Raw genomic sequence first — 25,430 nt, forward strand, 5'->3', positions numbered from 1 at the left:
TCAGTTCAATCAAAGCTTGCCGGCATCCTGTAGGATGGTCGTGGCCTTCTCGGCAGCGCTATCGAGAGCCTGCTTCGATGTCTTGTCGCCAAGGATCGCAGCCTGCAGCTCAGGATAGACCGAGTTGGAGATTTCGATCCATTCGGCTGTCTGCGGAACCGGGAAGGCATGCTTTGCCGCTTCCTGGAAAGCCTGCAGAACTTCGGTCTTGTAGGCATCGCCTTCGGCGGCCTTGATGTTGTAATCCCAGACGGCGCTGCGTGTCGGCAGCGGGCCGGTCGCCGATTCCAGCTTCTGGCTGTCTTCGTTGGTCAGCCACCAGACGAGCGAAGCGGCTGCTTCCTTGTTGGCGCAGGATTCCGTGACCGAGAAGCCGTGGTGACCCGACCAGCCGGTGCGCTTGCCGGACGAACCGGCCGGCTGAACCTTCACGCCGACATTACCGGCAACCTTGGAGGATTTCGGATCGTTGAAGAAGCTCGCCCAGCCAGGCCAGTCGAGATTGAGAGCGATCGAGCCGGACGCAAAGCCCTGGCCGAGGTCGTCCCAGAGATAATTGGTCGTTCCAGCCGGAACGGCCTTGTCCTTGTAAAGCTTGACGAACCAATCGAGTGCGCGGACGCCAGCGTCGGAATTGAAGGCCGGGCGGCCATCCTTGTCGAGATATTCACCGCCTTCGGCCACCAGCATTTCATAGAAGCGGCCATTGATCGCCTCTTCTTTGCCGGCGAACTGCGTGCCGTAGAATGTCGGAGGCGACGAGAAGAATTCGGCCTGGTCGGAAACCTGCGCCCAGGTGTCCGGCGGGGTCAGGTCGTAGCCGTACTTGGCCTTGAAGGCCGTTTTCTTGGCTTCGTCCTGATAGAGGCTCTTCTGGTAATAGAGTGCCGACACGTCGAACTGGGCACGTGGCAGCATGACCAGCTTGCCATCGAGGGTCGAGGCGGCAATCAGCGCCGGTACGAATTTTGCAAGTTCCTCAGCCGGGATCAGCGGCGTCAGGTCGGTATAGATATCGGGATATTGCGGCGCGAACGACGAATGGTTTGAACCGACGCACCAGCTGAGGCCACCGGTGGCGATGTCTGACTTGATTTCCTTGTCGAGTTCGAAATGGTTCTTCTTCGAGAGGATATTGACCTTGGCGCCTGTCGCCTTTTCCCACTCGCCGATGCGCTCATAAAGCTTTTCGTATTGCTGGCCACCGATGAGCTTGGCATCGATCGTCACGCCGTCGAATTTGCCGGGCAGGTCTGCGGCTTGCGCCGCGACCGAGCAAGCAAACAAAATTACTCCGGCAGAGACGCCGGAAAGCAGCTTGTTCATGATTTCTCCTCCTCACGTCCACACCATCCCAATGGCGGGAATTCCTCATTTGTGAGGAATTGATTTATATACAAACAGCAAATGCACCCTTGCGTCAAGCCACAACTTTGCTTTGTCGTGCGCCTCGTATGCGTATATGAAGTATCTCATTCACAGGGGGAGATGTTGATGGACACTGACGAATCCGACCGCTACCGCGCACCGGCGCTGGACAAAGGTCTCGATATTCTTGAGTTACTGGCCGGTGTCGATGGCGGCCTGACGCAGGCTGAGATTTCCAAGAAGCTTGAGCGCAGCCCGAACGAGTTCTACCGTATGCTCGACCGGTTGGTCCGGCGCGGTTATGTGACGCGGATTGATGGCGACCGCTACTCGCTGACGCTCAAGCTGTTCGGCTTGGCGCAGCTGCATGCGCCGGTGCGGCGATTGGCATCCTATGCGACCCCGCTGATGCGCGACCTTGCCCAGCGCAGCCGTCAGGCCAATCATCTTGCCGTTTTTGATCGTGGCTTTGCTGTCGTCATCGCCCAGCAGGAAGCTCCGGATTACTGGGGCATTTCGATCCGCGTCGGCTCGCACATCAGCCTGTTCGACACAGGTTCCGGTCACGTTCTGCTCGCATTCCGGTCTGAGGAAGAGCGGCAGATGATGATTTCCGAACATGTGAAAAGCCAAACCGAGCCACCCTTGTCCGATGATTTCTTCGAGCGGCTCGACCGGATCCGCGAGCGCGGATACGAGATGATGGCCAGCGCCCAGACCGCTGGCGTCTATAACCTGTCGGCGCCGATCCTCGGGCCGGACGGGCGCGGCATCGCCGCATTGACCTGCCCCTATATTGCACTGGTCAACGCTCCGTCCGCCCCTGATATATCCGAAAGCATCGCGCTTTTACAAAAGACGGCTGCCCAGCTTTCGCTGCTCGCCGGATCAGACGTCAGCCATACGGAATAGGCAGGAATTCAGAGCACTTGGGTGATGAACTTCTTATTTGAATGATATCTTCTTGTGTGAAATAGTCGAGAATAACGCCGGGGAGGACACGGACGATGATCATCGATACCCATCTGCATTTGATTGACAGGGCGGCACTTGCCTATCCGTGGCTGTCGAGCGTACCTGCGCTGGATCGGGATTTTCTCTATGAAACTTATGCGACCGAAGCCAGACGCTGCGGCATCGGGGCTGCCCTGCACATGGAGGTTGATGTCGATCCCTCGGAGATCGAGGCCGAGATCGGCTATGTCCAGACGCTGTCGCAACGCCCCGAAAACCTGATTGCCGGCGCAATCGCCGCCTGCCGTCCGGAAGAGGCGGGTTTCGCCGCCCATCTCGAGCGCCAGCAGGCGAACCCGTTCGTCAAGGGTTTCCGCCGTGTGCTGCATGTCGTTCCCGATGACGTCTCGGAAGGTGCATTGTTTCGCGAGAACATCAAACGGCTTGGTGGGACTGGCTTGTCCTTCGACCTTTGTGTTCTGCCGCATCAGATACCGAAAGCCATCGCGCTGGCCGATCTGGCGCCGGACGTCCAGTTTATCCTCGACCATTGCGGCGTTCCCGCCATCGCTTCCGGCGCCGTACAGCCGTGGCGGGACAATATGATTGAGATCGCCAAACGCCCAAACGTCACCGCGAAGATTTCCGGCGTCGTCGCCTATGCCGAAGCGGAAAACTGGTCGGTCGAAACCTTGCGGCCTTATGTCGAGCACACGATCGCGCAATTCGGCTGGGATCGTGTCGTCTGGGGCAGCGATTGGCCGGTCTGCACGCTTGGCGGAGGTCTGTCGACCTGGATGGCGGCGACGCATGCGCTGCTGGCCGGATGTTCGCAAGGTGAGCGCGACAAGCTGCTGTCAGGCAATGCAAAGCGGCTTTGGCGTCTCTAAACAGGTGGCCGGCGTTATCCGCCGGCCGGTCCTTCTATCGGAAGCTTTCAGCGAACAGCTGATTGATATCGGCCACCACTAATTTGGCCGATTGACGCTGCAACAGGCCTTCGTTCAAACGATCCGATGCTGCCTGCTGGAAGCCCATGTAGCCATCGTGGCGGGGCCTGACCCAGGCGGCGTCAAGCGTCGCGTGGGTGGCGCGATAGAAGTCGGCAGTGGCGAGATTGACCGCCGCATCCTCCCACGCGTGCGCATGGCCCGGCTGTCCGCCCGCTGCGGCGTAATCGGTCTTCTGGATATCGCCGCTGGCGATCCAGTAGGCAAAGTCGATGGCGGCATCTGGGTTTTTGGAAAATGCCGAGACGGCAATACCGGTTCCGCCCAGCGCCGAGCCGATCGGGCCGCCGTCGTCCACCGGTGGAATATCGCCGAAACGAATGAGGCCCGGCCGGAAGCCAGCCACGGAATAGCTGACATAACCATAGATCAGTGGTGATACGGCGGCTTTTGCCTCTGGCGCTGCCATCCGTTCCAGAATCGCGATCGGGTCCATTTCAAAGCAGGCTGGATCGACCAGACCGGCGATCTCGCGCAACATCTCGAAAACCTGGATACCGGTTTCCATGCCGATCAGATCGCCCGGCCCCTCGACCGCACAAGGCCGTCCGAGGTTGCCGCAGAGTGTGTAAAAACACATCAATGAATGGGGCGGGCGCAGTGGGATGAGGACTTTTCCAGCTCGTGCCAACTCAAGCATCTCTGGCCAATTGGCAGGTGGCGTGGCCTGCAAATCAGGCCGCCAGGCCTGCACCTGTGTTGCCGCATCGATAGGAAATGCCCATTGGCGGCCCTGCCATGAATAGCTCGGATAGGATCTGCCGACACTGGCGGCGGCCAACGCCGCACGTTCGCCCTCGCGTCCGGCAATATCCAATGGCAGCAGGCATTTCTCATGAGTGATCTGCCCGACATGCGGATGGTCGATGACGATGAGATCGAACTGTCTTGCCAGTTCTCCGACTGGAAATGTCTCGAAATCCTGCAACGAGCGCTTTTCCCACTCGACGGTGACGCCGGTTTCATTGAACCAGCGGCGCGAGCAGGCGACCATCGGATCATAGCCGCGCGGGTGGTTCCAGGTCATGCCCTTGAGTGTGATCGTCATAGGCCGAACTCCTCGCGGATGGCTTGGCTGTGCTCGCCAATGCGCGGTGCTGCACGATCGACCTTGGCGCGCACACCGTTGACGCGGAGTGGCGAGCGCGTTGTCGTGATGGAAATATTGTCCTCGCGGGTGACGGTCTGCAGCATGTCGAGAACCTGAAAGCCTTCGCTCTCCATCAGCTCGTTCCAGTTCAGCACCCGGGCGCACCAGATATCCGCCGGTTCAAGGATCGCCAGCCATTCGTCTGTTGTCTTGGTCGCGATGCGTTTGGCGATCAGCGCCTTGATCTCGTCGCGCGCGGTAAACCAGGTGGCGGAGTTGTCGCGGTAGGGCGCAAGCTCGTCCATGCCGAGCAGATCGGCCAGCTTCGGGATCGGCGTCATGGCGATGGCGAGATAACCGTCGGCGGCCGCATAGACGCCATAAGGTGCCGAGAGATAGGCATGGGCGCTGCGGAAATTTGCGCGTTTCGGCAAGCGCCGCCCATCGTTGAGGTGGGTTGTCAGTACCTCGAACTGAAAATCGACCAATGCTTCGAGCAGGCTGGTCTCGACATGGCTGCCGGTACCCTTGATGCTACGGCGGACGAGCGCTGCGAGAATGCCCTGAGCAAGGGCTGCGCCGGCCAGCATGTCGCCGATTGCCAGGCCGAACGGAACTGGCCCCTGATCCTCATCGCCGTTGAGCCACATCACGCCGGAACGCGATTGCGCCAGAAGGTCCTGGCCCGGCCGCTTGACCCAGGGGCCTTCCTCGCCATAGCCGCTGATCGATGCGTAGACGAGCCGCGGATTGATCTTCCCGACCGTTTCATAATCCAGCCCGAGCCGTTCGATGACGCCGGGCCGGAAGTTCTGGATCAGCACGTCGGCCTTGGTCAGCAACGTTCGCAGCGAGGCCAGATCCTTTTCGTCCTTCAGGTCGATCGACAGGCTTTCCTTCGCCCGGTTGATCGCGTGGAAGATGGTGGAATCGCCGCCGATCTCGGTGTCGCTGAGATAGAGGCGCCGCGACAGGTCGCCGCCATCGGGCCGCTCGATCTTGATGACCCGCGCGCCAAGATCCATCAACCGCAGAGAACAGTAGGGACCGGACAGGAATTGACTGAGATCGACGACGACGAGGCCGGCGAGGGGAAGATCGGTATCCGCTGACATTTATGATTTTTCCGTCTTGCCGGCAAAGTCGGCCGGGTTCTTGTATTTCACGGTTTGCAGATGCTCGCAGTAGAGCACCAGTTCGCCTTCGCCCTTGAACACCTCGTAGCTGGCGCGGATCAGGCCCATGTCCTTGTAGCGCGGGCGCTTATCGAGGTTGGTGCGGATCGTGTAGATGGTGTCGCCGATGAAGACCGGCTTGATGAAGCGCAGCTTGTCGTAACCATAGGAAAAGGCGTTGACGCAATTGGTGGCGACCAGCCCGAGGCCGGCTGAAAACACGAAGGCGCCAGCAATCAGCCGCTTGCCGAAAACGCCCTCCCGCTCGGCAAACATCTGGTCCTGCACGTAAGGGTGAATATCGGTAACCAGCATGTTGAACATGTGGCTGTCACCCTCGGCCATCGTGCGCCGCAATGATCGAATGCGTTGTCCAACCGGCCAATCCTCATAGAGCCAGTTTTCTGCGTTCCAGACCGGAAGCGAAGCATGGTCCGTCGGCATGTCCGAAGGATGCGTGGAGGAAACGCCCACGGTCGGTGCAGCGGCGCTCATGGCATGTACTCCACGCAAAGTGCTGCCGGGTTGTTGATGTCCATGTGCGCCCTCCAGTTTTCTTATGTAAAGAAGATTTTCACATATGGATGATTATTGCAAGCGACATCGTGCGCACTTTCGCGCCGCCCTACCGGATGATGGAGCGGTCCATCCGGCGATCAGGCGGGCATTGGTCAGGGAGATGTGTGAGCAGGCTGTGTCTTGGGGGGGTGCAGAGATAGCTGAGGGTGGGGTTGATCTGCTGCTTGGGTTCTTCAGTTTGGCTTGGGCGTGGCAGCGCATTCTCGCGCTGGAGGCGAGCTTTCGGACGCTGAAACCGGGAAAGCCAGGCTTCGGATACGAAGCGTTAACCATATGCTTTGTAAATCAGAATCACCAACATGGAGAACCGCCTGATGAGTGCTGCGTTGAAGGATGTGCGTTTTTCTGAAACGGAAGAACGGGTCGTGCCATTTCCCTTATCGGGACAGGCAAGCACCATCAGACGCTGCGCCAGCGAGCTGGAAAACGTCCATGGCGAAGAGGCTCTCCAGTACTGGAAAACCGAGTGCCGCGCTTTGGCAAAACGCCTGAGCAGTCTCGGGTGCTCCGAGGATGCCATCCGCAGCCAGGTGATGGCCTTCCAGACAGAAGTTCAGGTGGAAATGATGCGGCGCTATTCGGATCGCTTGGCCGCTGAAGCTCAGGATGGATACACCCTCAATTCCTGAAACGCCGGTACCCTCCGGTTACAGACGCCGAGATTTCGGTGTCCCGCTTAAGGTATATTAGATGTGGTCCCCCTCCGGGTGGGTCCACCGGCGCGGCAAGACCGCTTCAAACGAAAACGCCCGGCATTTTCGCCGGGCGTCGCTCTGCAGGATATGAGGGAGGATCACATATTCTGCTGAAGGGTTTTGATCAGGACGTCACTTGCCTGCATCGAGGCGGTCAATCGCCTCGACATTGCCGGCCGACGAGCCGTTCGGGTCGAATTCGGAGTCCAGCCACTTGTCGACGATGGCCTTGGCCAGTTCCGGCCCGATGACGCGCGCGCCCATGGTAATGATCTGCGCATTGTTGGATTTGGCGGCACGTTCGGCCGAATAGGTGTCGTGGGTGAGCGCCGCGCGGATGCCTGGCACCTTGTTGGCGGCGATCGAGACGCCGATGCCGGTGCCGCAGATCAGGATGCCGCGATCGTTCTGACCATTGACGATGGTTTCGGCCAGCCCCTTGGACAGATCGGCATAAAAGCCGGACTGGCTGAGATTGCTGACTTCGAGGCCGCTTTTGGTGGCGAGATGGGCTTCGATGATGTCGAGAAGCGGCTTGCCTGCGCTGTCGGCGCCGATTGCGATTTTCATGGCTGTATCCTTCCGTTGACTGGGTTTCAAAGCGCCGAGGAGACGCGTGTGAGGATGTCGAGATAGCCCGCCACATCCCAGGCCGAGCGGCCAATGAACAGGCCGTCGATATGCGGCTTGGCGATCAGCTCTTCGCAATTGCCGGGATTGACGCTGCCGCCGTAGAGAACTGGTACGGAAACGCCAAGGCGTGCCCCTGCCCATTCGGCAATCAGGGCGTGGCGTTCGTCGGCATAGTCGGAGGAGGCGGGAATTCCATTGACGCCGATTGCCCAGACCGGCTCGTAGGCAAGCAGGATGGGCTTGCTCTTGTCTGCGCCCTCGATCAGCGCGAGCGCGCCTTCGACCTGACGTCGCAGGACGATATCGGCCTGTCCGGCTTCGCGCTCGGCCAGCGTTTCGCCGATGCAGATCAGCGGGGTCAGGCCATGCCGAACGGCGGCGGCCGTCTTCAGGCCGACCGTGCGATCCGTTTCGCCGAAATGTTCGCGCCGTTCGCTATGGCCGAGTTCGACAATATCAAGATTGCAATCCCTGAGCATGATCGGCGAAATTTCGCCGGTCCAGGCGCCAGCGTCGTCCCAATGCATATTCTGTGCGCCGACCTTGACGCTGGTGGCGGCAAGCCGCTCCTTCACCTGGCGTGTGGCTGTGAATGGCGGAATGACGAAGCGCTGGACGCGGTTGTCGCGCGTCGCGTCGGCTTCTGCCAGACCGTCAGCAAAAGCCATGGCCTCAGTCAGCGTCTTGTTCATTTTCCAGCTGGTTCCAACCCAGACGGATGTCTTTGTCATGCTGTTTCCTCCGCGGTTTTGCCGCTAATTTTCTGAAGTTTGATACCGGCGTCCTTGAGGTCTTGTTCGTAGGCCAGATCGATTTCCGCACCTGTCAGAACCGTGTCGAAGAGATCCAACCCGGTCAGGAAATGCAGGGCGGATTTGCCGAACTTGCCGTGATCGACGAGCAGGACGGTCTGCGCCGCTGACCTGATCATCTGGCGTTTGGTCTGGACGACTTCCTGATCCTGATGAAAGGCGGAGGCGCCGTGGATGGCCGAACTTGACAGGAAGGCCATGTCGGCACGCAGCGAACGGAGGGCTTCCTCGGTGGTGATGCCGAAAAAGCCGTTGAATTTCTTCGAATACTGGCCGCCAAGCGAGATCACATCGATGCCGGGGACCGCCGCCAGTTTGTTGATCACGCCGAGATTGTTGGTGATCACTGTCAGCGGCCGGATATCCTTGAGATAATCGGCCACGCCACCTGCTGTGGAGCCATCGTCGATGATGATGATCTGGCCGGGCTCGATCAGCGTCGCTGCGTGTTGGGCCAGCCGCCGCTTTTCCTCCGCTGCAATCTTCTCGCGGTAACGGAAATCGCTTTCGAACTGCGGGCTGGACTGGATCGAGGCGCCGCCATGAACCTTGCGCAAAAGGCCCGCCTGCTCGAGGTCGTCGAGATCGCGGTGCACGGTCATCTTGCTGACGGCGAACCGGCCGGCGAGATCCTCGACCGAAGCCGAGCCCGTTTCCATCAGGATATCCATGATCGCCTGGCGGCGGTCTTCGGGCTTCATAGGAGTGCTTTCGCGCGGTCTGTATCTGTCCCTGATATAACTGTCGGCGTGAGAATTTCAACCAAAATAGTGATATTTTGTGATATTTGTATGTGATCATGTGATGTTTTCTGCCTATCTTGCTCTTGCAACCCTGTGCGGCGCGAGTTTTGCGGCTTTCGGGCAATTGCTTTGTTGCATCAGCCTGTTGCGGCGAGGCTAAATGCCGTGCCATGACTGGGGGATAACGGATACGTCGCGCCATGCAGTGCTGGAGCGGGAGAGAGCTTTCATGACCAAGACGGACATCGCGCAGCGCGTCTATAACAACGCCTGGAAGCTCGACCCGGTCGTGCGCAGCCTGTTGGATACGGATTTCTACAAGCTTTTGATGCTGCAGATGATCTGGCGGCTCTATCCCGACGTCGACGCAACGTTCTCGGTCATCAACCGTACCAAGACGGTTCTATTGACCGACGAAATCGACGAGCAGGAACTGCGCGAACAGCTGGATTATGTTCGCGGTCTCCGGTTCACCAAGAAAGAAATGATCTGGCTCGCCGGCAACACGTTTTATGGCCGCAAGCAGATCTTCGCACCGGATTTCCTCGCCTGGCTCGCCGATTTCCAGCTTCCGGATTACGAACTGTCCCGCAAGCACGGCCAATACGAATTGACCTTTCCCGGCAAATGGACCCACACGACCATGTGGGAAATTCCGGCACTGGCGATCATCAACGAATTGCGCTCGCGCACGGCCATGAAGGATATGGGGCCATTTGCGCTGGATGTGCTTTATGCGCGTGCAAAGGCCAAGATGTGGTCGAAGGTCGAGCAGCTGAAGACCTATCCGGACCTGCGGATCTCCGATTTCGGCACGCGCCGCCGCCACAGCTTCCTATGGCAGCGCTGGTGCGTCGAGGCACTGAAGGAGGGCATCGGCATGTCCTTTTCCGGCACCAGCAACGTGCTTCTGGCCATGGATACGGATCTCGAAGCGCTGGGCACCAACGCGCACGAACTGCCGATGGTCGCCGCAGCGCTTGCGCGCACCGAACAGGAACTGGGCCTGGCGCCCTACAAGGTTCTGCAGGACTGGAACCAGCTCTATGGTGGCAATCTGTTGATCGTTTTGCCAGATGCCTTCGGTACGGCCGCTTTCCTGCGCAATGCCCCCGATTGGGTTGCCGACTGGACGGGCTTCCGGCCGGATAGTGCCCCGCCCATCGAAGGCGGCGAGAAGATCATCGCCTGGTGGAAGAAGATGGGCCGTGATCCCAAGGAAAAGCTCCTGATCTTCTCGGATGGCCTCGACGTTGAAACAATTCTCGAAACCTACCGGCATTTCCAGGGACGGGTGCGCATGAGCTTCGGCTGGGGGACCAACCTGACGAACGACTTTGCCGGGTGTGCGCCGACCCAGGTCAGTGGACTGAACCCGATTTCGGTCGTCTGCAAAGTCAGCGATGCCAACGGCCATGCTGCCGTCAAGCTGTCGGACAATCCACGCAAGGCGACGGGCGAGCCTTCGGAAGTCGAGCGCTATCTCAAGTTCTTCGGAACGGAGGATTTTGCCGAGCTGGCCGTCAAGGTCTGAGCCAGTTGCGGCAATCATTTTTGCAAACAAAAACCCAGCCGGTGGAGGCATCCGGCTGGGTTTGTTTGCGCATTCTTGGGAGGGATGCGCCGGGAGATTTAAGTTCGTTACGCGCTCATGCGTAGGCAGTCCGAGCGCGAAGCGAGCGGATGGACCATCGACAGCAGGCGGCGCTTGGGAGCCGCCAGCAGGTTGGCCGTATGATTTTTGGCGCTTACGGTTCCCGGCTGCATCTGGCGAAGTGCGCTGGCAGCGGAGTAGAGAAGCGTTTTCATTTCATTGGTCGTGACGCCGTCCGCACGCATTACGGCACGGATCATCGGGTCTGTCAGGACCTCATGGATGGTCAGATCGCTGTTTGCCTGGTGCATTGGGGTATTCCTTCGTTCATCGTCTTTTCCGGCGGGCGGATCCCGTCCGGTGTCTTAACCTTGACATCGTTGCATTGCAGTGTTACCAGTAAGTAACATTCGAATAGTTACCGACCGGTCACACCTATGTCAAGAAGCCTTGTCAATAAAAATTCGAAATCCGTATCGTCTCCGAAACCGGCAGATATAAGGCTGGAAAAAGGTGACTGCGTGCAAGCGCGCCAGGCGCCGCGAGATCGTATTGTTTCAACGGCTTGCGAGCTGTTCCGGCAGCACGGGATTCGCGGTATCGGCGTCGATGCGATTGCCGAAGCGGCAGAAACCAACAAGATGACGCTCTACCGTCATTTCGGCTCGAAAGATGACCTGATCTGCGAAGCATTGCGGTTCACATCCGAAAAAGCCGCCGCTTTCTGGGATCAGCTCGAAGCATCCCATCCAAACGATCCGATGGCCCAGCTCCACAGCTGGGTAAAAGCCCGTGCACAGTGTCTGGCCGACAATCAATATGGGTGCGATCTGGCCAATGCGGCCGTTGAGCTCAAGGAGCAGGGCCATCCCGCCCATGCCGTCATTGAAAACTTCAAGATCACCCAGCAGCGCCGTCTCGAAAAACTCTGTCGCGATGCCGGCGTGAGCGAACCGGAGTTGCTATCCGACACTCTTTCGATGTTGATGGAGGGTGCCCAGGTGAGCAAGCTCGCAACCGGCAGTGAAGGCCCCTCCATGCGCTTCATGCGTGCCTGCGAGGCGGCCATTGCCTCGTTTTGCCAACCGGCAAAAAATGTCGCTGAAATGGCCGGCTCCGAAGTCTGAAGTTCTGCCTGCACGATATTGCCTGCATAGGCTGATGACGGGTTCCATCGAAGCTTTCGATGGAACAAACGCGTTTCGCGTTCATTTACTCGTTGATTGTAAAGCGCAGCCCCGTGCTGCCCGCCAACGAGAAGGACAGCATGTCCCCCTTCCAGGAATTTATTGTCAATCCGGACCTTTCCGACTGGTGGTCGGCGCATCGCGGTGCCTCGCCGATTGTCGGAACGGCCATTCATAACGGCCATCATATTCGTAGCGACCTGCAGGGCTTCCTCGGTCTTAGCGCCGATGAACGGTTACGCGAGGAGGATCCGTTCACCGAGTTTTTCATCCGCGATCTACCCAACCGCATCGTCTTCCATCGGTCCCGCTTCGAGATCGATATCAACCGTGCCCGTGACGGCGCGATTTACCTGACGCCGGAGCAGGCCTGGGGGCTGAAGGTCTGGGCGCGGCAATTGCCGGACGGAGCCATCAAAGCCTCGCTCGGCGTGCACGATGCCTACTATGCCATGCTGGAGTCCTATCTGCGCGGCATCGAGCAACAATACGGTGCCTTCGTCCTTCTCGACATCCACAGTTACAATCATCGCCGGGAAGGTGCGTACGGTCCCGAAATGCCGTTTGAAAAAGCGCCGCAGATCAATATCGGTACGTCCTCCATGGATCGGAAGCATTGGGCGCCGTTGCTTGATGTGTTCGTTGAACAGCTACGCAGCTTTGAATTTCGTGGCCAGCGCATGGATGTCCGGGAAAATGTCGCCTTTCAGGGAAAAGGTGAGCAGACCCGTTTCGTCCACGAACGGTTCCCGCAGACTGGGTGCGCCATCGCTATCGAGTTCAAGAAAATCTTTATGGACGAGTGGACCGGTCAGCCGGACCCCGAGACGCTAAAGGCGATGCGGGAAATGATCCGCCTATCGCTGCCCGCGCTGCATGAGATGTTGCGGGCGCGGTCATGACCAGCCCGCGGCGCAAACATCAAAATGCCGATGCGACCTATCCGGGATGGCTGGAAGAAATTCTTGACTGTCTCCGCACGGACAAATCCGTCCGCAAGGACTTTGACAACGGCGGCCGCCTTCACATTGACCGGCCGTTGCCATTCCTGTCGGTTCATATCGGCAAGGGCAGGGAGGATCTTGCGGCCCGAGACATCGTTGCTGCCAATGCGTCCTATCTGGTGGTCGATGACATCAAGGAAGCGCTGCCGATCCTGGAGGCGGTCGGGGCGGTTTTGGGTGAGCGTTTCGGCGCGTTCCTGCTTTTGGACATCGACGAGCTGGATCACGATACGCTGATAACAGATGATGCGCCCTATCTTCCGCCTTTCGAGATCAGGATTGCCTCGACGGATGATGTGGCGGCTCGAAAAGCTGCAACCGCGCTCGCCGAAGGCACCGATATCCGGCAGGTGAAGTTCCGCACGCCACGCATCAACCGTTTCGCAATCAAGGCGGATTCCCAGGCCGCCTTGATTGCCGGGCAAACCGGGTTTCCCCTGGTTGCCGTCCGCTTCGCGCCGATCTACCGGCAGCCGGAATCACGCAGTACCTATCCAGATCTGCGCGAACGCCTTGTCGCCAATATTTTTGACGCCGGCCTGAAGGCTTTTGCGGCGTTTATCGATGCAACCCAAAGCCTGAAGCTGACGACGCACCGGGCGCTGGGCCGCAAGGCCTTCGTCGATGCCGTCAGCCGCGCCGATCGCAGCATCGATGATGTCGCTTCGAGCTTTGATTTCCTGCTGGCCGTTACGCCGATCAATACCGATGCCGCCTGGCAGGCATTCAAGGCAGACAAATTCAAACAAGAACCGCGATTCCTCTATCGGCCATTGTCGGTGCAGGTCGAAGCCGAAAAACGGAAACTGTTTTCCGTGGCCTTCGATCGCTTCGAGGATCCGGCCCTCTACCATCTCTACCGTGAGAAGCAGCAGGAACTGGATCTGCAGCTGTCGCTGATTTCGGCGAGAGAAACCGGCCGTTTCGTCGAATATGGGCGTGCCCTTTATGGCCCGGTGGAGCCGTCGCTCTACCGGGTGGCTATTGATATCCTTAAGAAAACAGCGGCACTCGCCGGCGATGGCGATGATGTTGAAAGCGATCCGCAGACGGCAAATTGTTCTGAGGTCGAAGCTGCGGCCCACGTTATGATTGCTGATTATCAACGGCAATATCAGGGCTTTGCAGCCGAGATCGAGCTGCGCGACGACTTGCCATCCGGGATGCTGGTCTCCGGTGAGCGCCTGCTGATCTCCCGCCAGACGCTGATGCCGAGGGGCCGGGTGCATGCTCTTTTGAGCCACGAGATCGGCGTGCATCTTCTCACCTATTTTAACGGGTCGGCGCAGGGGCTTCGCCTCTTTCGATCCGGCCTTGCCGGCTACGAAGGCATGCAGGAAGGCCTTGCCGTGTTTTCCGAATACATGGCCGGTGGCATGACCGTCGGGAGGCTACGGTTGATCGCAGCCCGCGTCGTCGCCTGCTCGGCGATGCTGGAAGGGCGGCCGTTTGCCGAAACCTACGGCATGCTTGTTGGCGAGCACAGGTTCGGCCCCGTCGCTGCCTTCCATCTGGCCATGCGGCTCTATCGTGGCGGCGGGCTTGCCAAGGACGCCATCTATCTGCGTGGCCTGCTGGAACTGCTCAGCCATCTGAAATCGGGCGGCGCGCTCGATCCGTTCTGGATGGGCAAGATTTCCGCCTCACATTTTGAGGTGATGCAGGAGTTGAGCCTGCGCGGCCTACTCAAGGCGCCTGTCATCCGGCCTGCCTTTCTCACCCATTCGCAAGCACAGGCCCGCCTCGACAAGGCGCGGGCGGGACTGAACCCGTTGGATATGATCATCAGTTAGGAGCCACCATGCGCGTCGCATTCTTCGTCAATTCGATCGAGAGCGAGGAACCTCATTTTACCACCACCGCACTGGCCATGGCGGCACTCGCCCGTGGCCATGACGTCTGCTACATCGCGCCAGGTGATTTCGTCCTGCGGCCTGACGATAGTCTGATGGTACGGGCAACCACTGTTGCCCCTGGGAAATACAAGAACGCCCAGACATTCCACGATGGTTTCCAGGGCAAGGATACCAAGGTTCAGACGATTGACGTCCGTGAAGTTGATGTCATCTTCCTGCGCAACGATCCATCGCTTGATTCCGACGACCGGCCATGGGCTGCCCATATCGGCGCCATGTTCGGCCGGCTTGCCAGCGAGCGGGGATCGATCGTTGTTAACGATCCCGCCGGTTTGGCGCTCGCCCAGAACAAGCTCTATTTTCAGGGTTTTCCGGAGGCGGTCCGCCCCGAAACACTGATCTCAAAGAGCATCGAGGAAATCCGCGCCTTTATCGCCGATCACCGCAAAGGCGTCATCCTGAAGCCGTTACAGGGGTCAGGCGGCAAGAACGTCTTCAAGATTGCGACGCCCGACGATGCCAATCTCAACCAGATCTTCGAAGCCGTCAGCGGCGAGGGCTACCTGATTGCTCAAGGTTATCTGCCGGAGGCCAAGGCCGGCGACATCCGTTTCTTCCTGATGAATGGCAAACCGCTTGAACGTAACGGCGCCTACGCGGCCTTCCGCCGGGTTCCGGCCAAGGGAGAGGTCCGCTCCAACATGCACGCGGCCGGAACCGCCGAGGCCGTCAAGATTACGGATGACATTCTCGCCGTCGCCGAGATGGTGCGTCCCAAGCTGATCGAGGATGGCATGTTTCTCGTCGGCCTCGATATTGTCGGCGACAAGATTCTTGAGATCAACGTGTTTACGCCGGGGGGGCTTCCGGATATCGCCGCCATGCACAAGGTCGATTTTTCCGAAGACATTATCGTGTCGCTGGAAAAGAAGGCTGCGATCCGCAAAGCCTATGGGGGCGCCATGTCCAACCGGGCATTGGCGACGCTTTAGGCTGTTTTCGCGGTCCATCTGTGCTATCGCGGGCGCCTCAACGATTGGAAGTGCCCGTGATACCCTGGACCCTGATTGATACAGCGACAATGCCTGACGGTGGCGGCGAGCTGCGCCTGAAACAGCGCGGCACTGAGTTCTCCATCATGCTCGGCACGATCGAACTGATGAACAGCCGGTTAAGCGGTTCGGAGGAGGCCCTTGCGCGTCTGTCCTATGAGCGCGTCCGCCGTCACCCGCGTCCGCATATGCTGATCGGTGGGCTCGGAATGGGCTTTACGCTACGTGCAGCCCTGGCCGAACTTCCCTCGGATGCACGCATAACGGTCGGCGAACTTGTTCCCGCGGTCGTCGCCTGGGCGCGCGGACCAATGGCGGATGTGTTCGCAGGCTGTCTGGACGATCGCAGGGTCACCATTCGAGAAGGCGATGTTGGCCGTCTCATCCAGTCTGCTGTGAGCGAATACGACGCGATCCTGCTTGACGTCGACAATGGGCCGGAAGGACTGACCCGCCGGGCAAACGATGACCTTTACAGCGTTTCCGGACTTCGCGCCGCGCGCAAGGCATTGAAGGCAAACGGCGTTCTCTCGGTGTGGTCCTCAGCACCGGATACGGGCTTCACCCGTCGGCTGAAAGAGGCCGGTTTTGTGGTCGAGGAACTGTCAGTTCGCGCCAGTACCAAAGGCCGCGGCGCCCGTCACGTCATCTGGATGGCTACCAAAACAGGACGCTAGGCTGAGTCTTCGTTAAAGACCTTCGCGTTCCAGTAAGATGCGCACCTCGTCGAACCGGCGCTTGTTTTCGTCGTTCTTTTCATCCGCGGAGTAGCAGGTGCTGGCGAGGCAAAATCGTTTCAGCCCGTAGGGGGCTGTGGCGTTGTCGAACTGGCATTCGAACGTATCGACCATGTCCTTCTTCTCGACGCCGTCGCGCGTTGAATAGGTCATGCGCGCACCCGGGGGCGTGAGTTCCGGAAATGACTGGACGACGCCGGTATGGAATGTTTCCGTCATCAGCAGATGCTTTGCCACTTTCACGCAGAGGTCTTCGATCTTCATCGGCTGGGCAGTGGCGGGCGACCCGGCCACGACAGGCGAAGCGGCCAGCAAGAGAGCGAGCAAGGTTTTTCTCATGGCAAACTCCTGAAGCGCCGGTCCCCAACGCCGGTGCGATGTGCATAACGGCGCTCACCGTCTTTAGTTCCAAACAAGACGGTGCAAAACGCCTTCCCTGGTTGTGAAAACCATCGACGGCACATGATTTGAGCGTAGGATCATGGGGCGAATTGTTTTGCCGCGTCCATTTCGTAATCTTGGGAACGTGTAGTTCCAGTATGAATTCCTGTTTTGCAGCCCGGATATTCTACGGGAAAAATCTCGCGTGGCCGGTTAAAGGCGGAACCAGGCGCTCTCGTCGCAGTTTCTATTTGGCCACTTTGACAAGGGGAGAGAAGCAGATGACGGATATCAGCGAAGACGACATCAGGCTACGGGCTTACGCTCTTTGGGAAGCTGACGGCCGCCCGGATGGCAGTCATGACGTGCATTGGCTGCAGGCATTGCGGGAGTTGACGGAGGAGGCCAATGCGGCGGCAGGAGAAATGCCGCAGGTGCCGGTAAAGACCTCTAAACTTTCCGTCGTAAAGAACGAAAGCTCAATCGAACCTATTCCGCGTAAACGCAGCAAGACCGCCTGATTTTTGACATTCCATGGGGTGCCGGGATCGGCGCTCCACGTCTCGACGCCATGATGTCATCGCTACCACAGTTCCGGCGTGCATGAGTCGATGGAAATTCTGCTGTTCCCGGCGCGTGATTTTGCGGTGCAAAATTTTTTTGCGCTCGCGATGCGCTTTTATGCGGACATCGACTGCGCTTTGCAACATCATGGGTTATCCGTCGCGGCGCGTGCAACTGCGTCGTGATGATAACCGGTGGTACAAGGAACGTGACCTGCGTGAAGATACTTTCGGTGACGTCGGAAATTTTTCCCTTGATCAAGACCGGCGGGCTTGCGGATGTGACAGGCTCGTTGCCGAAGGCCCTTGAGGGCTACAGTTGCTACACGCGTACGCTGGTGCCCGGTTATCCGCCGTTGTTTGCAAAGCTTCCCGGTGCCCGGCAGATCCATTTCTTCCCAGACCTGTTCGGCGCCCCGGCTTCGCTGCTCGAAGCTCGCTATGAGCAGCTTGATCTGCTGATCCTTGATGCGCCAGCCCTCTATAATCGCCCGGGAGGTCCCTATCTCGACGAGACAGGTCATGATCATCCGGACAATTGGAAACGGTTTGCCGTCTTGTCCTATGTGGCGTCAGCCGTTGCGGGTGGATTGCTGAAGGATTGGTTGCCGGATGTCGTTCATACGCATGATTGGCAGACCGCACTGACCTCCGTCTACATGCGGTATTCGAGCAATGCCAAAGCGGTTCCGAGCGTCCTGACGATCCATAATCTGGCATTCCAAGGGCAGTTCCCAACCTCCGTTGTCAGCCAGATCGGCTTGCCGCCGGAGGCCATCTCACTCGATTGCCTGGAGTACTACGGGGACATCAGCTATTTGAAAGGCGGTATCCGCACGGCCAGCGCCATCACGACGGTGAGTCCAACCTATGCGCGTGAAGTCATCGGGCCGGAACTTGGCATGGGCATGGCCGGTGCACTGAGTTCGCGTCCGAACACGCTGACCGGTATCGTCAACGGCATCGACATGGATATCTGGAACCCGGCCACGGATTCCTACCTGCCGGTCAACTACGATCACAAGCGGATCAGGCTACGGGGGCAGAATCGCGCTAAACTGCTGGAGACCTTCCGGCTGAACGATCGCCCCGGCCCGGTCTTTGCTGCCGTGACCCGGCTGACCTGGCAAAAAGGCGGCGACATGCTGGCCGATGTCGCTGAGGAGGTCGCGTCCCTCGGTGGCCGGCTGATTGTGCTCGGCAAGGGTGAGGAACATATCGAGACGGCGCTTCTGGCCATTGCCGGACGGCACCCCGATCGTATCGGCGTCCGCATTGGTTATGACGAAGCGACAGCCCATCTCATCCATGGCGGATCGGATGTCATCATACAGCCATCCCGTTTCGAGCCCTGCGGCCTCACGCAGCTCTATGCCCTGCGTTATGGAGCGGTGCCGGTGGTGTCGCGGACCGGCGGCCTGTCGGAAACAATCATCGATGCCAATGATGCGGCGATTTCCGCCCGGGTAGCAACCGGCTTCCAGTTTCATCCGCCTACGGCCGAAAATCTGCGGCTCTCTATCCACCGCGCCTTCGCGGCCTATCGGGAGCCAAAGAAATGGGCTCGTCTCCAGAACCAGGGCATGAAGGCCAATTTTTCCTGGGAGCGGAGCGCCGAACAATATGCGGCGCTTTACGCCCAGCTTGTTCCTGGCCGCAGGGCTCGGCCGGTCCAACGCGCAAAGGCTGCGGAGTAACGGCGCCGTCTGAGTTCCGCCGCGTTCGGAAAATGGCGAAAATTTGTCGGTACCCGATTGATGTCGCGATGAAGCGCGCTAATTAGGGCCTTCTGCCGATTGGTTTTGTTGCTCGGCGCTCCTCTGTTCATTTCAGGTTTTCATGCAAGCGCCTGCGTCCGACACGCGATACCCGTTCCTCGCAGAAGGTGGCGAGATCGCATCACTGATCCATCATTTCGATTGGGCAAAAACCTCAATCGGCCCACTTCCGAGCTGGCCTGAGAACCTCAAGTCCATCGTCTCTATTGTCCTTCGCGCCAAGGTCCCGATGATCTTGCTGTGGGGCGAGGATGGCGTGATGATTTACAATGAAGGCTACGCCGCCTTTGCCGGCCAGCGGCACCCAATCTCGCTCGGTTCGAATGTCAGGGACCATTGGCCTGAAGTGGCGGAGTTCAATGCCAACGTGCTCAAGGTCGTGCTGGGTGGCGGGACGCTTGGCTATCGGGACCAGCACTTGGTCATCGAACGCAATGGTTCACCGGAGGATGTCTGGCTCAATCTCGACTATAGCCCGGTGCCAGACGAAACTGGCGTACCGGCCGGTGTCATGGCAATCATCAAAGATACGACGCAACGGGTTCGCACCGAGCAGCGGTTGCGTATCGCCCAGGAAGCAGGCGGTATCGGCACATTCGAATGGTATCCGCAGACCGGCATGCTGGAGGTCTCGGATGAATATCGCCGGATCTGGGGCCTTGCCCCAGATGTTTTGGTAACGGACAAGCTTCTGGTTGGTCTTCTGCATCCGGATGACCGCGCCAACACAGGCCCAGCAAAGCTTAGCCAGAGCAATCCGCTCGATTATGTCGAATATCGCCGTATCGATCCCAAAACGGGAGAGGTCCGTTGGATCGCGCGGCGGGGTGAGGTCGTTTCCAGCCCGGAAAGCGGTCAAAGACGGTTTATCGGCATTGCCTTCGATATTACGGATCGCAAATGCGCCGAGGCTGCGGTTCGCGAAGGCGAGGCGCGCTGGCGCGGGCTGTTCGAGCAGATGCAGGAAGGCTTCTTTGTCGGCGAAGTCATTCGCGACGATCAGGGTTTGATCCACGATTTTCAGTTTGTTGAAGTTAACCCGGCTTTCGAAAGGCATTCCGGGGTGCCGGCCGACAGTGCGCTGGGGCGCAGTGTCCGCGAGGTTATTCCTGCAATTTCCGATGACGTTTTCGAAGCTTACGCCGAGGTCGTCAACACAGGGATCTCTAAGGTCTTCGAGGTTCAGGTGGCGGCCCTGGACGGCCGCTGGTTTGAGGTCCGTGCGCGCAGGACTGAGCCGGACAGATTTGCGGCGCTGTTTGTCGATATCTCCAGTCGCAAGCTTGCTGAAAAGGCGGTTGCAGAGAGCGAGGCAAGGTTCCGCATTCTTGCGCAGTCCATGCCCAATCATGTTTGGACCGCCTTGCCTAATGGCCAACTCGATTGGTTCAACGATCGCGTTTACCGGTATAGCGGAGTACCTGCAGGCACGCTTCATGGCGACGGCTGGGGAGCGATCGTGCACCCTGACGATTTCAACGCAGCGGCCGAAGCCTGGGCTGCAGCGCGTCATATTGGCGAGCAGTACGAAACCGAGTTCCGGCTTCGCCGCCATGACGGCTCCTATCGCTGGCATATTGTTCGCGCTGTTTCGCTCCGGGACCGCTCCGGTAAAATCGAAAAATGGATCGGCACGAATACCGATATCCAGGACCAGAAGATCGCCGAAGCCGCCTTGGCGGAGTTGGCTGCTACGCTCGAACAACGGGTCGAAGCGCGCACGTCTGAATTGCTTCAGACTCAGGACGCCCTGCGTCAGAGCCAGAAGATGGAATCGATTGGCAACCTGACCGGCGGCGTCGCTCATGATTTCAACAATCTTCTGCAGGTGATCAGTGGCAATCTTCAGCTGCTGGCCAATGAAATTCCGGCCAACGAGCGGGCTGAACAGCGCATCCAAAACGCCATGGCCGGTGTTGCGCGCGGATCGAAACTCGCCTCGCAATTGCTGGCATTTGGCCGCCGCCAGCCACTTGCGCCGAAAGTCGTCAACATCGGCCGGCTGGTTCGCAATCTCGATGATATTCTGCGCCGGTCGCTTGGCGAGGCGATCGAAATCGAGACGATCGTCGCTGGCGGCCTTTGGAATACCCATATCGATCCGGGCAATGTCGAGAACGCCATCCTCAACCTCGCCATCAATGCGCGCGACGCGATGAACGGTAGCGGCAAGCTGACGATCGAGGCGGGCAATGCCTATCTTGATGCCAAATATACCGAAGCGTATGCGGATGTTCCGCCCGGGCAATATGTCCTGCTTGCGGTCACCGATATGGGAACGGGCATGTCGCCGGAAACATTGGAGAAGGTTTTTGAACCATTCTTCACCACCAAGCCCGAAGGCCGCGGGACAGGGCTTGGCCTGTCCATGGTCTACGGGTTTGTCAAGCAGTCCGGCGGTCATATCAAGATCTATAGCGAACTGGGCCATGGCACGACGATCAAGCTCTATCTGCCACGCTCGACGCAGTCCGAAGACGTGCTCATCGAGCGAGATTCAGGCCCAATCACCGGCGGCAGTGAAACCATCCTGGTGGCGGAGGACGACGAGGCCGTGCGCGAAACAGTCGTCGCCATTCTTACCGACCTCGGCTATCGGGTTTTGAAGGCCAAGGATGCGCAAAGCGCATTGACGGTCATCGAAAGTGGTGTCTCCATCGACTTGCTTTTCACTGACGTCGTTATGCCGGGGACCTTGAAAAGCCCGGAGCTGGCACGCAAGGCACGGGAGCGGTTGCCGCAATTGGGCGTGCTGTTTACCTCCGGTTACACTGAAAACTCGATCGTTCATTCCGGGCGGCTCGACGAAGGGGTCGAGCTGTTAAGTAAGCCTTATACCCGTGAGGCGCTTGCCCGCCGGATTCGCCATGTCCTGGCAAAAGTACCGGCTACAGAACAGCCGGTGAAACCGGCCAGAGATGACCGATCGTCGGATAATAAGCAGACGATCCTGATTTGCGAGGATGACTGGCTGATCCGCGCAAGCACGGTCGACATGCTGGAAGATCAGGGACACACGGTTTTCGAAGCAGCCGACGCCAAGACGGCACTGGCCGTGCTTTCCGAACGGTCGATTGACGTGCTTGTCACGGATGTCGGCCTTCCGGACATGTCCGGAGTGATGCTGGCGGAGCGTGCCAAGACGCTGGTGGCCGGGTTGCCGGTGATTTTCGCCACCGGCCATAGCGATGTCGAGGGCGTGACGCCGGGGCCGAACGTGCAACTGGTGGTCAAACCCTTTTCCGGCGAGGCTCTGGCCGCCGCGATCGCTTTTGTGACGAAGGGTTGAACGCCGGGGGATGTCGAAAACCCCATAACCCACCGGAATGGCACAAAATACCATGCCTTTTGCTTCATCGCGCGGTTGCAGGTGACAAAGCTCCCGGTGAATGCTCTAACTCTCTGAAATGCACGAAAGTGCAATCGGGGTGAGATGAGCTGAAGGGGGTCGGCGCATGAGAAAGACTGGTAATATCAGACTGTTGGCGTTGCGGTTTTGGTTTTTTATGGTTCTGGCTTTTGCTGCCGGAACTGCCACCGTCCAGCCAGCCTTTGCGCAGGCTGCAAGTCCGCCGGTTTCTTCGGACAAGGTCGATCAGCTGATCAAACTGCTGGACGATCCCGAGATTCGCGCGCTGCTCAACAAACAGACGGCCGCACCGGCTGCCGAGCCTGACGCGAGCATGTCCGCGACCGAATTCAACGCCTGGGGAGACAGGATTCGGGATCATCTTCGTCATATCGTGCAGGCTATTCCCTTGGTTCCCTCGGAATTCATGCGGGCAGGCGGGACGATCGCGGCCGATATCAATGGTCATGGACCTTTCGGCGTGTTCGTCCTGTTCCTGACGCTGGTGCTGATCGGCCTTGGTGCGGAATGGCTGTTCCACCGCATCGCACGCCGCAGCCGCTTGCATGCAGCCTTGGCCCATGCGGACGGCGCGCACGAAAACCCCTTGTATGCCGCTGGCCGCCATCTGTTTGCCCTGCTGGCACCGCTTGTGGCTTTCAGCCTGGCAAGTCTCGGCTTGTTCATGGCCATGACATGGCCGCCGTTGCTTGACGCGCTGATGCTGCCCCTGCTTCTGGGCGTCATCGCCTGCCGTTTCGTGATCCGTATCGCCCGGCTGTTGCTGGTTGGGGTCGATACGGCCAAAGGGGTTGACGGCGCAACCGGGCTGGCCTCGGCCGATCAGGTATCCGGGGCCTTCTGGTATAGGCGCATCTTCTGGTTTGCTTGTATCCTGTTTGCCGGCTGGGCTTTTGTCGGCGTGATGGCGGCTTTGAACATCACACCTGCCGTAAGGGGCGTGGTCGTTTATGCGCTTGGCCTGGGACTGCTGCTGGTTGGCATTGAAACCGTCTGGAACCGGCCTGCAGCGATCGCCCGGCCACATGGCCGTGGGGCTACGGAATGGGCGTTGACATTCTACCTCTGCCTGCTCTGGGCGCTCTGGGTCGCAGGCCTCGTCATCGTTCTGTGGCTGGGCATCTATGCGCTGATTCTGCCTGGCCTCCTGAAAGCGACGACAGCGATGGCGAGAAGCGCTTTTGCGGGCCAGCCGGACATGCCCGGCAGTGGCAACCCGGTCATTGAAGTTCTGGTGGAGCGGGGTGCGCGGGCGCTTATCATCGCGCTCGCGGTGCTCTGGCTCGCATTCATTGTCAGCAAACGCTCGTCGATGTTTACCGGCGACGCGATGGCCGACCGGCTCGTCCAGGGTGTTTTGGCCGGCGCGGTTATTCTGCTTGTCGCTGATATCCTGTGGCAGATCGTCAAGGCTTTGATCAACCGGACGCTGGAGCACGCACGGTCTTCGGTCACAGGAGACTCCGCCCACGCGGCGCGAAACGGGCGGCTGCTGACACTGCTACCGTTGCTGCGGACCGTACTGGCCGTCCTCATTGCGGTCATCGCGGTATTGATGGTTCTCTCCGGCCTTGGGGTCCAGATTGGTCCGTTGATCGCCGGTGCCGGTATCTTTGGTGTGGCGATCGGCTTTGGTTCGCAAACCCTCGTCAAGGATGTGATCAGTGGCGTCTTCTACATGATGGACGACGCTTTCCGGGTCGGGGAATACATCCAGAGCGGCAGCTACAAGGGAACCGTGGAATCCTTCAGCATCCGTTCGGTGCGGCTGCGTCATCATCGCGGCCCGGTCTTCACCGTGCCCTTCGGTACGCTCGGCGCCGTCCAGAACATGAGCCGCGACTGGGTGATCGACAAGTTCACGATCTCGGTAGGCTATGGCACCGATATCAACAAGGTGCGCAAGATGGTCAAGGCTGTCGGCGCGTCCCTGCTTCAGGACGAGGAGTACGGGGCGATGATCCTGGAGACGCTGAAGATGAAAGGCGTCGAACAATTTGGGGATTACGGCATCAATCTGAGTTTTGCGATGATGACGAAGCCAGGCTATCAGACGACGATCCGCCGGAAGGCTTACATGATGATCCGCGAGGCATTCATCCAGAATGGCGTCGTCTTTGCTTCGCCAACCGTTCAGGTTGCCAGCAACGATCCGTCATCGGCCGCCGCTGCCGCTGCGACGGTCAAGGCGGCAATGGACCAGAAGAAACTGGCGGAAGGCGGGGAGGGCGCCTGACGGCGCTTTCCCGCAAAAAACCTGACATACGCCATCGTCTGCCGGGCGCGAAATGGCTGCGATAGATTGAGCGAATTTTCCGGTTTCAGAACACGGCTTTCCGTCCGCTGAATTCGTGTCATTCAGGCGGGTTGTAGCGGATTTAAACAGGCTGCAGAATTTTTGCCTGCGGATTGAGGAGGAGGCCGGATGGGTGATCCGGCCCTCATTCTCAAATCAGCGCTGGCGGGCTTTGCGCGCTGCGTAGCGGCGGTCGCGCTCGGCCTTGCGTTCAGCTTCGTCGGCGACAACGCGGGAGATGCGGTCACGTTCGGCCTGTTCGCGTGCTGTTGCTTCAGCCCGTGCTTCGGCATCGGCTGCTGCGGTCCGGGCGGCGGCTTCCGCGAGCTGACGCTCGTTTTCTTCCTGCTTCAGGCGATCGCGTTCGGCGCGGCGGGCTTCGCGCGCAGCCGTGTTGGCCTGACGTTCGGCAAGCTTGGCTGCCAGTTCCGGATCGTCAGCCTTCGGCGCCGATGCGAACTTCTTCAGAAGCTGCTGCTTGGCTTCGGCTGCGGCTTTGCGCCGATCGGCAAAGCCATTATCGGATGCGTGTCTCAATCTTCTTTGTCCTTGT

The 25,430-nt window shown here is 59.0% G+C and carries 24 protein-coding genes; 14 read left to right on the forward strand and 10 right to left on the reverse strand.

Features of this window, described 5'->3' with window-relative positions; genetic code table 11:
• Positions 1-9 precede the first annotated feature (9 nt).
• Entirely contained in the window at positions 10-1,326 is a 1,317-nt protein-coding gene (locus ACSQ3J_RS22900) for an ABC transporter substrate-binding protein (RefSeq protein ID WP_060502293.1), read from the reverse strand.
• A 168-nt stretch (positions 1,327-1,494) separates the two neighbouring features.
• Between ACSQ3J_RS22900 and ACSQ3J_RS22905 the strand changes: the two genes are divergently transcribed.
• Entirely contained in the window at positions 1,495-2,280 is a 786-nt protein-coding gene (locus ACSQ3J_RS22905) for an IclR family transcriptional regulator (RefSeq protein ID WP_060502292.1), read from the forward strand.
• 95 nt (positions 2,281-2,375) lie between these two features.
• Positions 2,376-3,212, forward strand: a complete 837-nt coding sequence (locus ACSQ3J_RS22910; RefSeq protein WP_060502291.1) for an amidohydrolase family protein — start codon at positions 2,376-2,378, stop codon at positions 3,210-3,212.
• Positions 3,213-3,246: 34 nt separating this feature from the next.
• Here ACSQ3J_RS22910 and ACSQ3J_RS22915 read toward each other — a convergent pair whose 3' ends face one another.
• Genes ACSQ3J_RS22915 through ACSQ3J_RS22925 form a run of 3 tightly spaced genes read right to left on the reverse strand, consistent with a single transcriptional unit; the run spans position 3,247 to position 6,092 of the window.
• Entirely contained in the window at positions 3,247-4,380 is a 1,134-nt protein-coding gene (locus tag ACSQ3J_RS22915) for an ABC transporter substrate-binding protein (RefSeq protein WP_060502290.1), read from the reverse strand.
• Entirely contained in the window at positions 4,377-5,537 is a 1,161-nt protein-coding gene (locus tag ACSQ3J_RS22920; RefSeq protein ID WP_060502289.1) for a CaiB/BaiF CoA transferase family protein, read from the reverse strand. The genes ACSQ3J_RS22915 and ACSQ3J_RS22920 overlap by 4 nt, the downstream gene beginning before the upstream one ends.
• Positions 5,538-6,092 (reverse strand): MaoC family dehydratase, encoded by a 555-nt coding sequence (locus ACSQ3J_RS22925; protein WP_060502288.1) that lies wholly within the window; start codon positions 6,090-6,092, stop codon positions 5,538-5,540.
• Positions 6,093-6,475: 383 nt separating this feature from the next.
• On the opposite strand from ACSQ3J_RS22925, the gene ACSQ3J_RS22930 reads away from it, so the two are divergent.
• Positions 6,476-6,805 carry a DUF6074 family protein gene (locus ACSQ3J_RS22930; protein WP_244481915.1) on the forward strand — a complete coding sequence of 110 codons (330 nt, stop codon included), beginning with the start codon at positions 6,476-6,478 and terminating at the stop codon, positions 6,803-6,805.
• Positions 6,806-7,003: 198 nt separating this feature from the next.
• Here the strand turns inward: ACSQ3J_RS22930 and derI are convergent, their stop codons facing one another.
• The 3 genes from derI to ACSQ3J_RS22945 are packed head-to-tail and all read right to left on the reverse strand — an operon-like array spanning position 7,004 to position 9,017.
• The gene (gene derI, locus ACSQ3J_RS22935; RefSeq protein WP_060502287.1) at positions 7,004-7,441 is read right to left on the reverse strand and encodes a D-erythrulose-4-phosphate isomerase; all 438 of its coding nucleotides are present in this window, start codon (positions 7,439-7,441) and stop codon (positions 7,004-7,006) included.
• Between the two features lie 26 nt (positions 7,442-7,467).
• On the reverse strand, positions 7,468-8,235 hold the full coding sequence (locus ACSQ3J_RS22940; protein WP_060502286.1) for a triose-phosphate isomerase: 768 nt from the start codon (positions 8,233-8,235) through the stop codon (positions 7,468-7,470).
• The gene (locus ACSQ3J_RS22945) at positions 8,232-9,017 is read right to left on the reverse strand and encodes a DeoR/GlpR family DNA-binding transcription regulator (RefSeq protein ID WP_060502285.1); all 786 of its coding nucleotides are present in this window, start codon (positions 9,015-9,017) and stop codon (positions 8,232-8,234) included. The genes ACSQ3J_RS22940 and ACSQ3J_RS22945 overlap by 4 nt, the downstream gene beginning before the upstream one ends.
• A 271-nt stretch (positions 9,018-9,288) precedes the next feature.
• On the opposite strand from ACSQ3J_RS22945, the gene pncB reads away from it, so the two are divergent.
• On the forward strand, positions 9,289-10,593 hold the full coding sequence (gene pncB / locus ACSQ3J_RS22950; protein WP_436040408.1) for a nicotinate phosphoribosyltransferase: 1,305 nt from the start codon (positions 9,289-9,291) through the stop codon (positions 10,591-10,593).
• A gap of 107 nt (positions 10,594-10,700) precedes the next feature.
• Here pncB and ACSQ3J_RS22955 read toward each other — a convergent pair whose 3' ends face one another.
• A complete protein-coding gene (locus tag ACSQ3J_RS22955) occupies positions 10,701-10,964 on the reverse strand; it encodes a hypothetical protein (RefSeq protein WP_037110229.1) in 264 nt (87 codons plus the stop codon).
• Between the two features lie 126 nt (positions 10,965-11,090).
• Between ACSQ3J_RS22955 and ACSQ3J_RS22960 the strand changes: the two genes are divergently transcribed.
• The 5 genes from ACSQ3J_RS22960 (at position 11,091) to ACSQ3J_RS22980 (ending at position 16,429) form a co-directional block, all read left to right on the forward strand.
• Positions 11,091-11,780: a TetR/AcrR family transcriptional regulator gene (locus ACSQ3J_RS22960; protein WP_060502283.1), complete on the forward strand. Its 690-nt coding sequence runs from the start codon at positions 11,091-11,093 to the stop codon at positions 11,778-11,780.
• Between the two features lie 140 nt (positions 11,781-11,920).
• The gene (locus tag ACSQ3J_RS22965; protein WP_060502439.1) at positions 11,921-12,742 is read left to right on the forward strand and encodes an N-formylglutamate amidohydrolase; all 822 of its coding nucleotides are present in this window, start codon (positions 11,921-11,923) and stop codon (positions 12,740-12,742) included.
• Positions 12,739-14,637: a flavohemoglobin expression-modulating QEGLA motif protein gene (locus ACSQ3J_RS22970; RefSeq protein WP_060502282.1), complete on the forward strand. Its 1,899-nt coding sequence runs from the start codon at positions 12,739-12,741 to the stop codon at positions 14,635-14,637. Before ACSQ3J_RS22965 ends, ACSQ3J_RS22970 begins: the two co-directional genes overlap by 4 nt.
• Positions 14,638-14,645: 8 nt before the next feature.
• A complete protein-coding gene (locus tag ACSQ3J_RS22975) occupies positions 14,646-15,692 on the forward strand; it encodes a glutathione synthetase (RefSeq protein ID WP_060502281.1) in 1,047 nt (348 codons plus the stop codon).
• A gap of 89 nt (positions 15,693-15,781) precedes the next feature.
• Entirely contained in the window at positions 15,782-16,429 is a 648-nt protein-coding gene (locus ACSQ3J_RS22980) for a spermidine synthase (protein ID WP_436040436.1), read from the forward strand.
• Between the two features lie 12 nt (positions 16,430-16,441).
• Here ACSQ3J_RS22980 and ACSQ3J_RS22985 read toward each other — a convergent pair whose 3' ends face one another.
• Positions 16,442-16,828, reverse strand: coding sequence for a hypothetical protein (locus ACSQ3J_RS22985; RefSeq protein WP_060502279.1), 387 nt, complete (start codon positions 16,826-16,828; stop codon positions 16,442-16,444).
• A 323-nt stretch (positions 16,829-17,151) separates the two neighbouring features.
• On the opposite strand from ACSQ3J_RS22985, the gene ACSQ3J_RS22990 reads away from it, so the two are divergent.
• The 5 genes from ACSQ3J_RS22990 to ACSQ3J_RS23010 all read left to right on the forward strand — a co-directional run bounded on the left by ACSQ3J_RS22990 (position 17,152) and on the right by ACSQ3J_RS23010 (position 24,817).
• Positions 17,152-17,391: a DUF2934 domain-containing protein gene (locus ACSQ3J_RS22990; protein WP_060502278.1), complete on the forward strand. Its 240-nt coding sequence runs from the start codon at positions 17,152-17,154 to the stop codon at positions 17,389-17,391.
• Positions 17,392-17,481: 90 nt separating this feature from the next.
• Positions 17,482-17,619 (forward strand): hypothetical protein, encoded by a 138-nt coding sequence (locus tag ACSQ3J_RS22995; RefSeq protein ID WP_156393914.1) that lies wholly within the window; start codon positions 17,482-17,484, stop codon positions 17,617-17,619.
• Between the two features lie 32 nt (positions 17,620-17,651).
• Positions 17,652-19,130: a glycogen synthase GlgA gene (gene glgA / locus ACSQ3J_RS23000; RefSeq protein WP_060502438.1), complete on the forward strand. Its 1,479-nt coding sequence runs from the start codon at positions 17,652-17,654 to the stop codon at positions 19,128-19,130.
• Positions 19,131-19,272: 142 nt separating this feature from the next.
• Positions 19,273-22,500, forward strand: a complete 3,228-nt coding sequence (locus ACSQ3J_RS23005; RefSeq protein WP_082511973.1) for a hybrid sensor histidine kinase/response regulator — start codon at positions 19,273-19,275, stop codon at positions 22,498-22,500.
• Positions 22,501-22,666: 166 nt separating this feature from the next.
• Positions 22,667-24,817, forward strand: a complete 2,151-nt coding sequence (locus ACSQ3J_RS23010) for a mechanosensitive ion channel family protein (RefSeq protein WP_060502277.1) — start codon at positions 22,667-22,669, stop codon at positions 24,815-24,817.
• Positions 24,818-25,033: 216 nt separating this feature from the next.
• Here ACSQ3J_RS23010 and ACSQ3J_RS23015 read toward each other — a convergent pair whose 3' ends face one another.
• Positions 25,034-25,414, reverse strand: a complete 381-nt coding sequence (locus tag ACSQ3J_RS23015) for a DUF6481 family protein (RefSeq protein ID WP_037110249.1) — start codon at positions 25,412-25,414, stop codon at positions 25,034-25,036.
• Between the last annotated feature and the right edge of the window lie 16 nt (positions 25,415-25,430).

Origin of the sequence: Rhizobium sp. LjRoot98, from assembly GCF_964252935.1 — a bacterium.
Lineage (GTDB): Bacteria > Pseudomonadota > Alphaproteobacteria > Rhizobiales > Rhizobiaceae > Pararhizobium.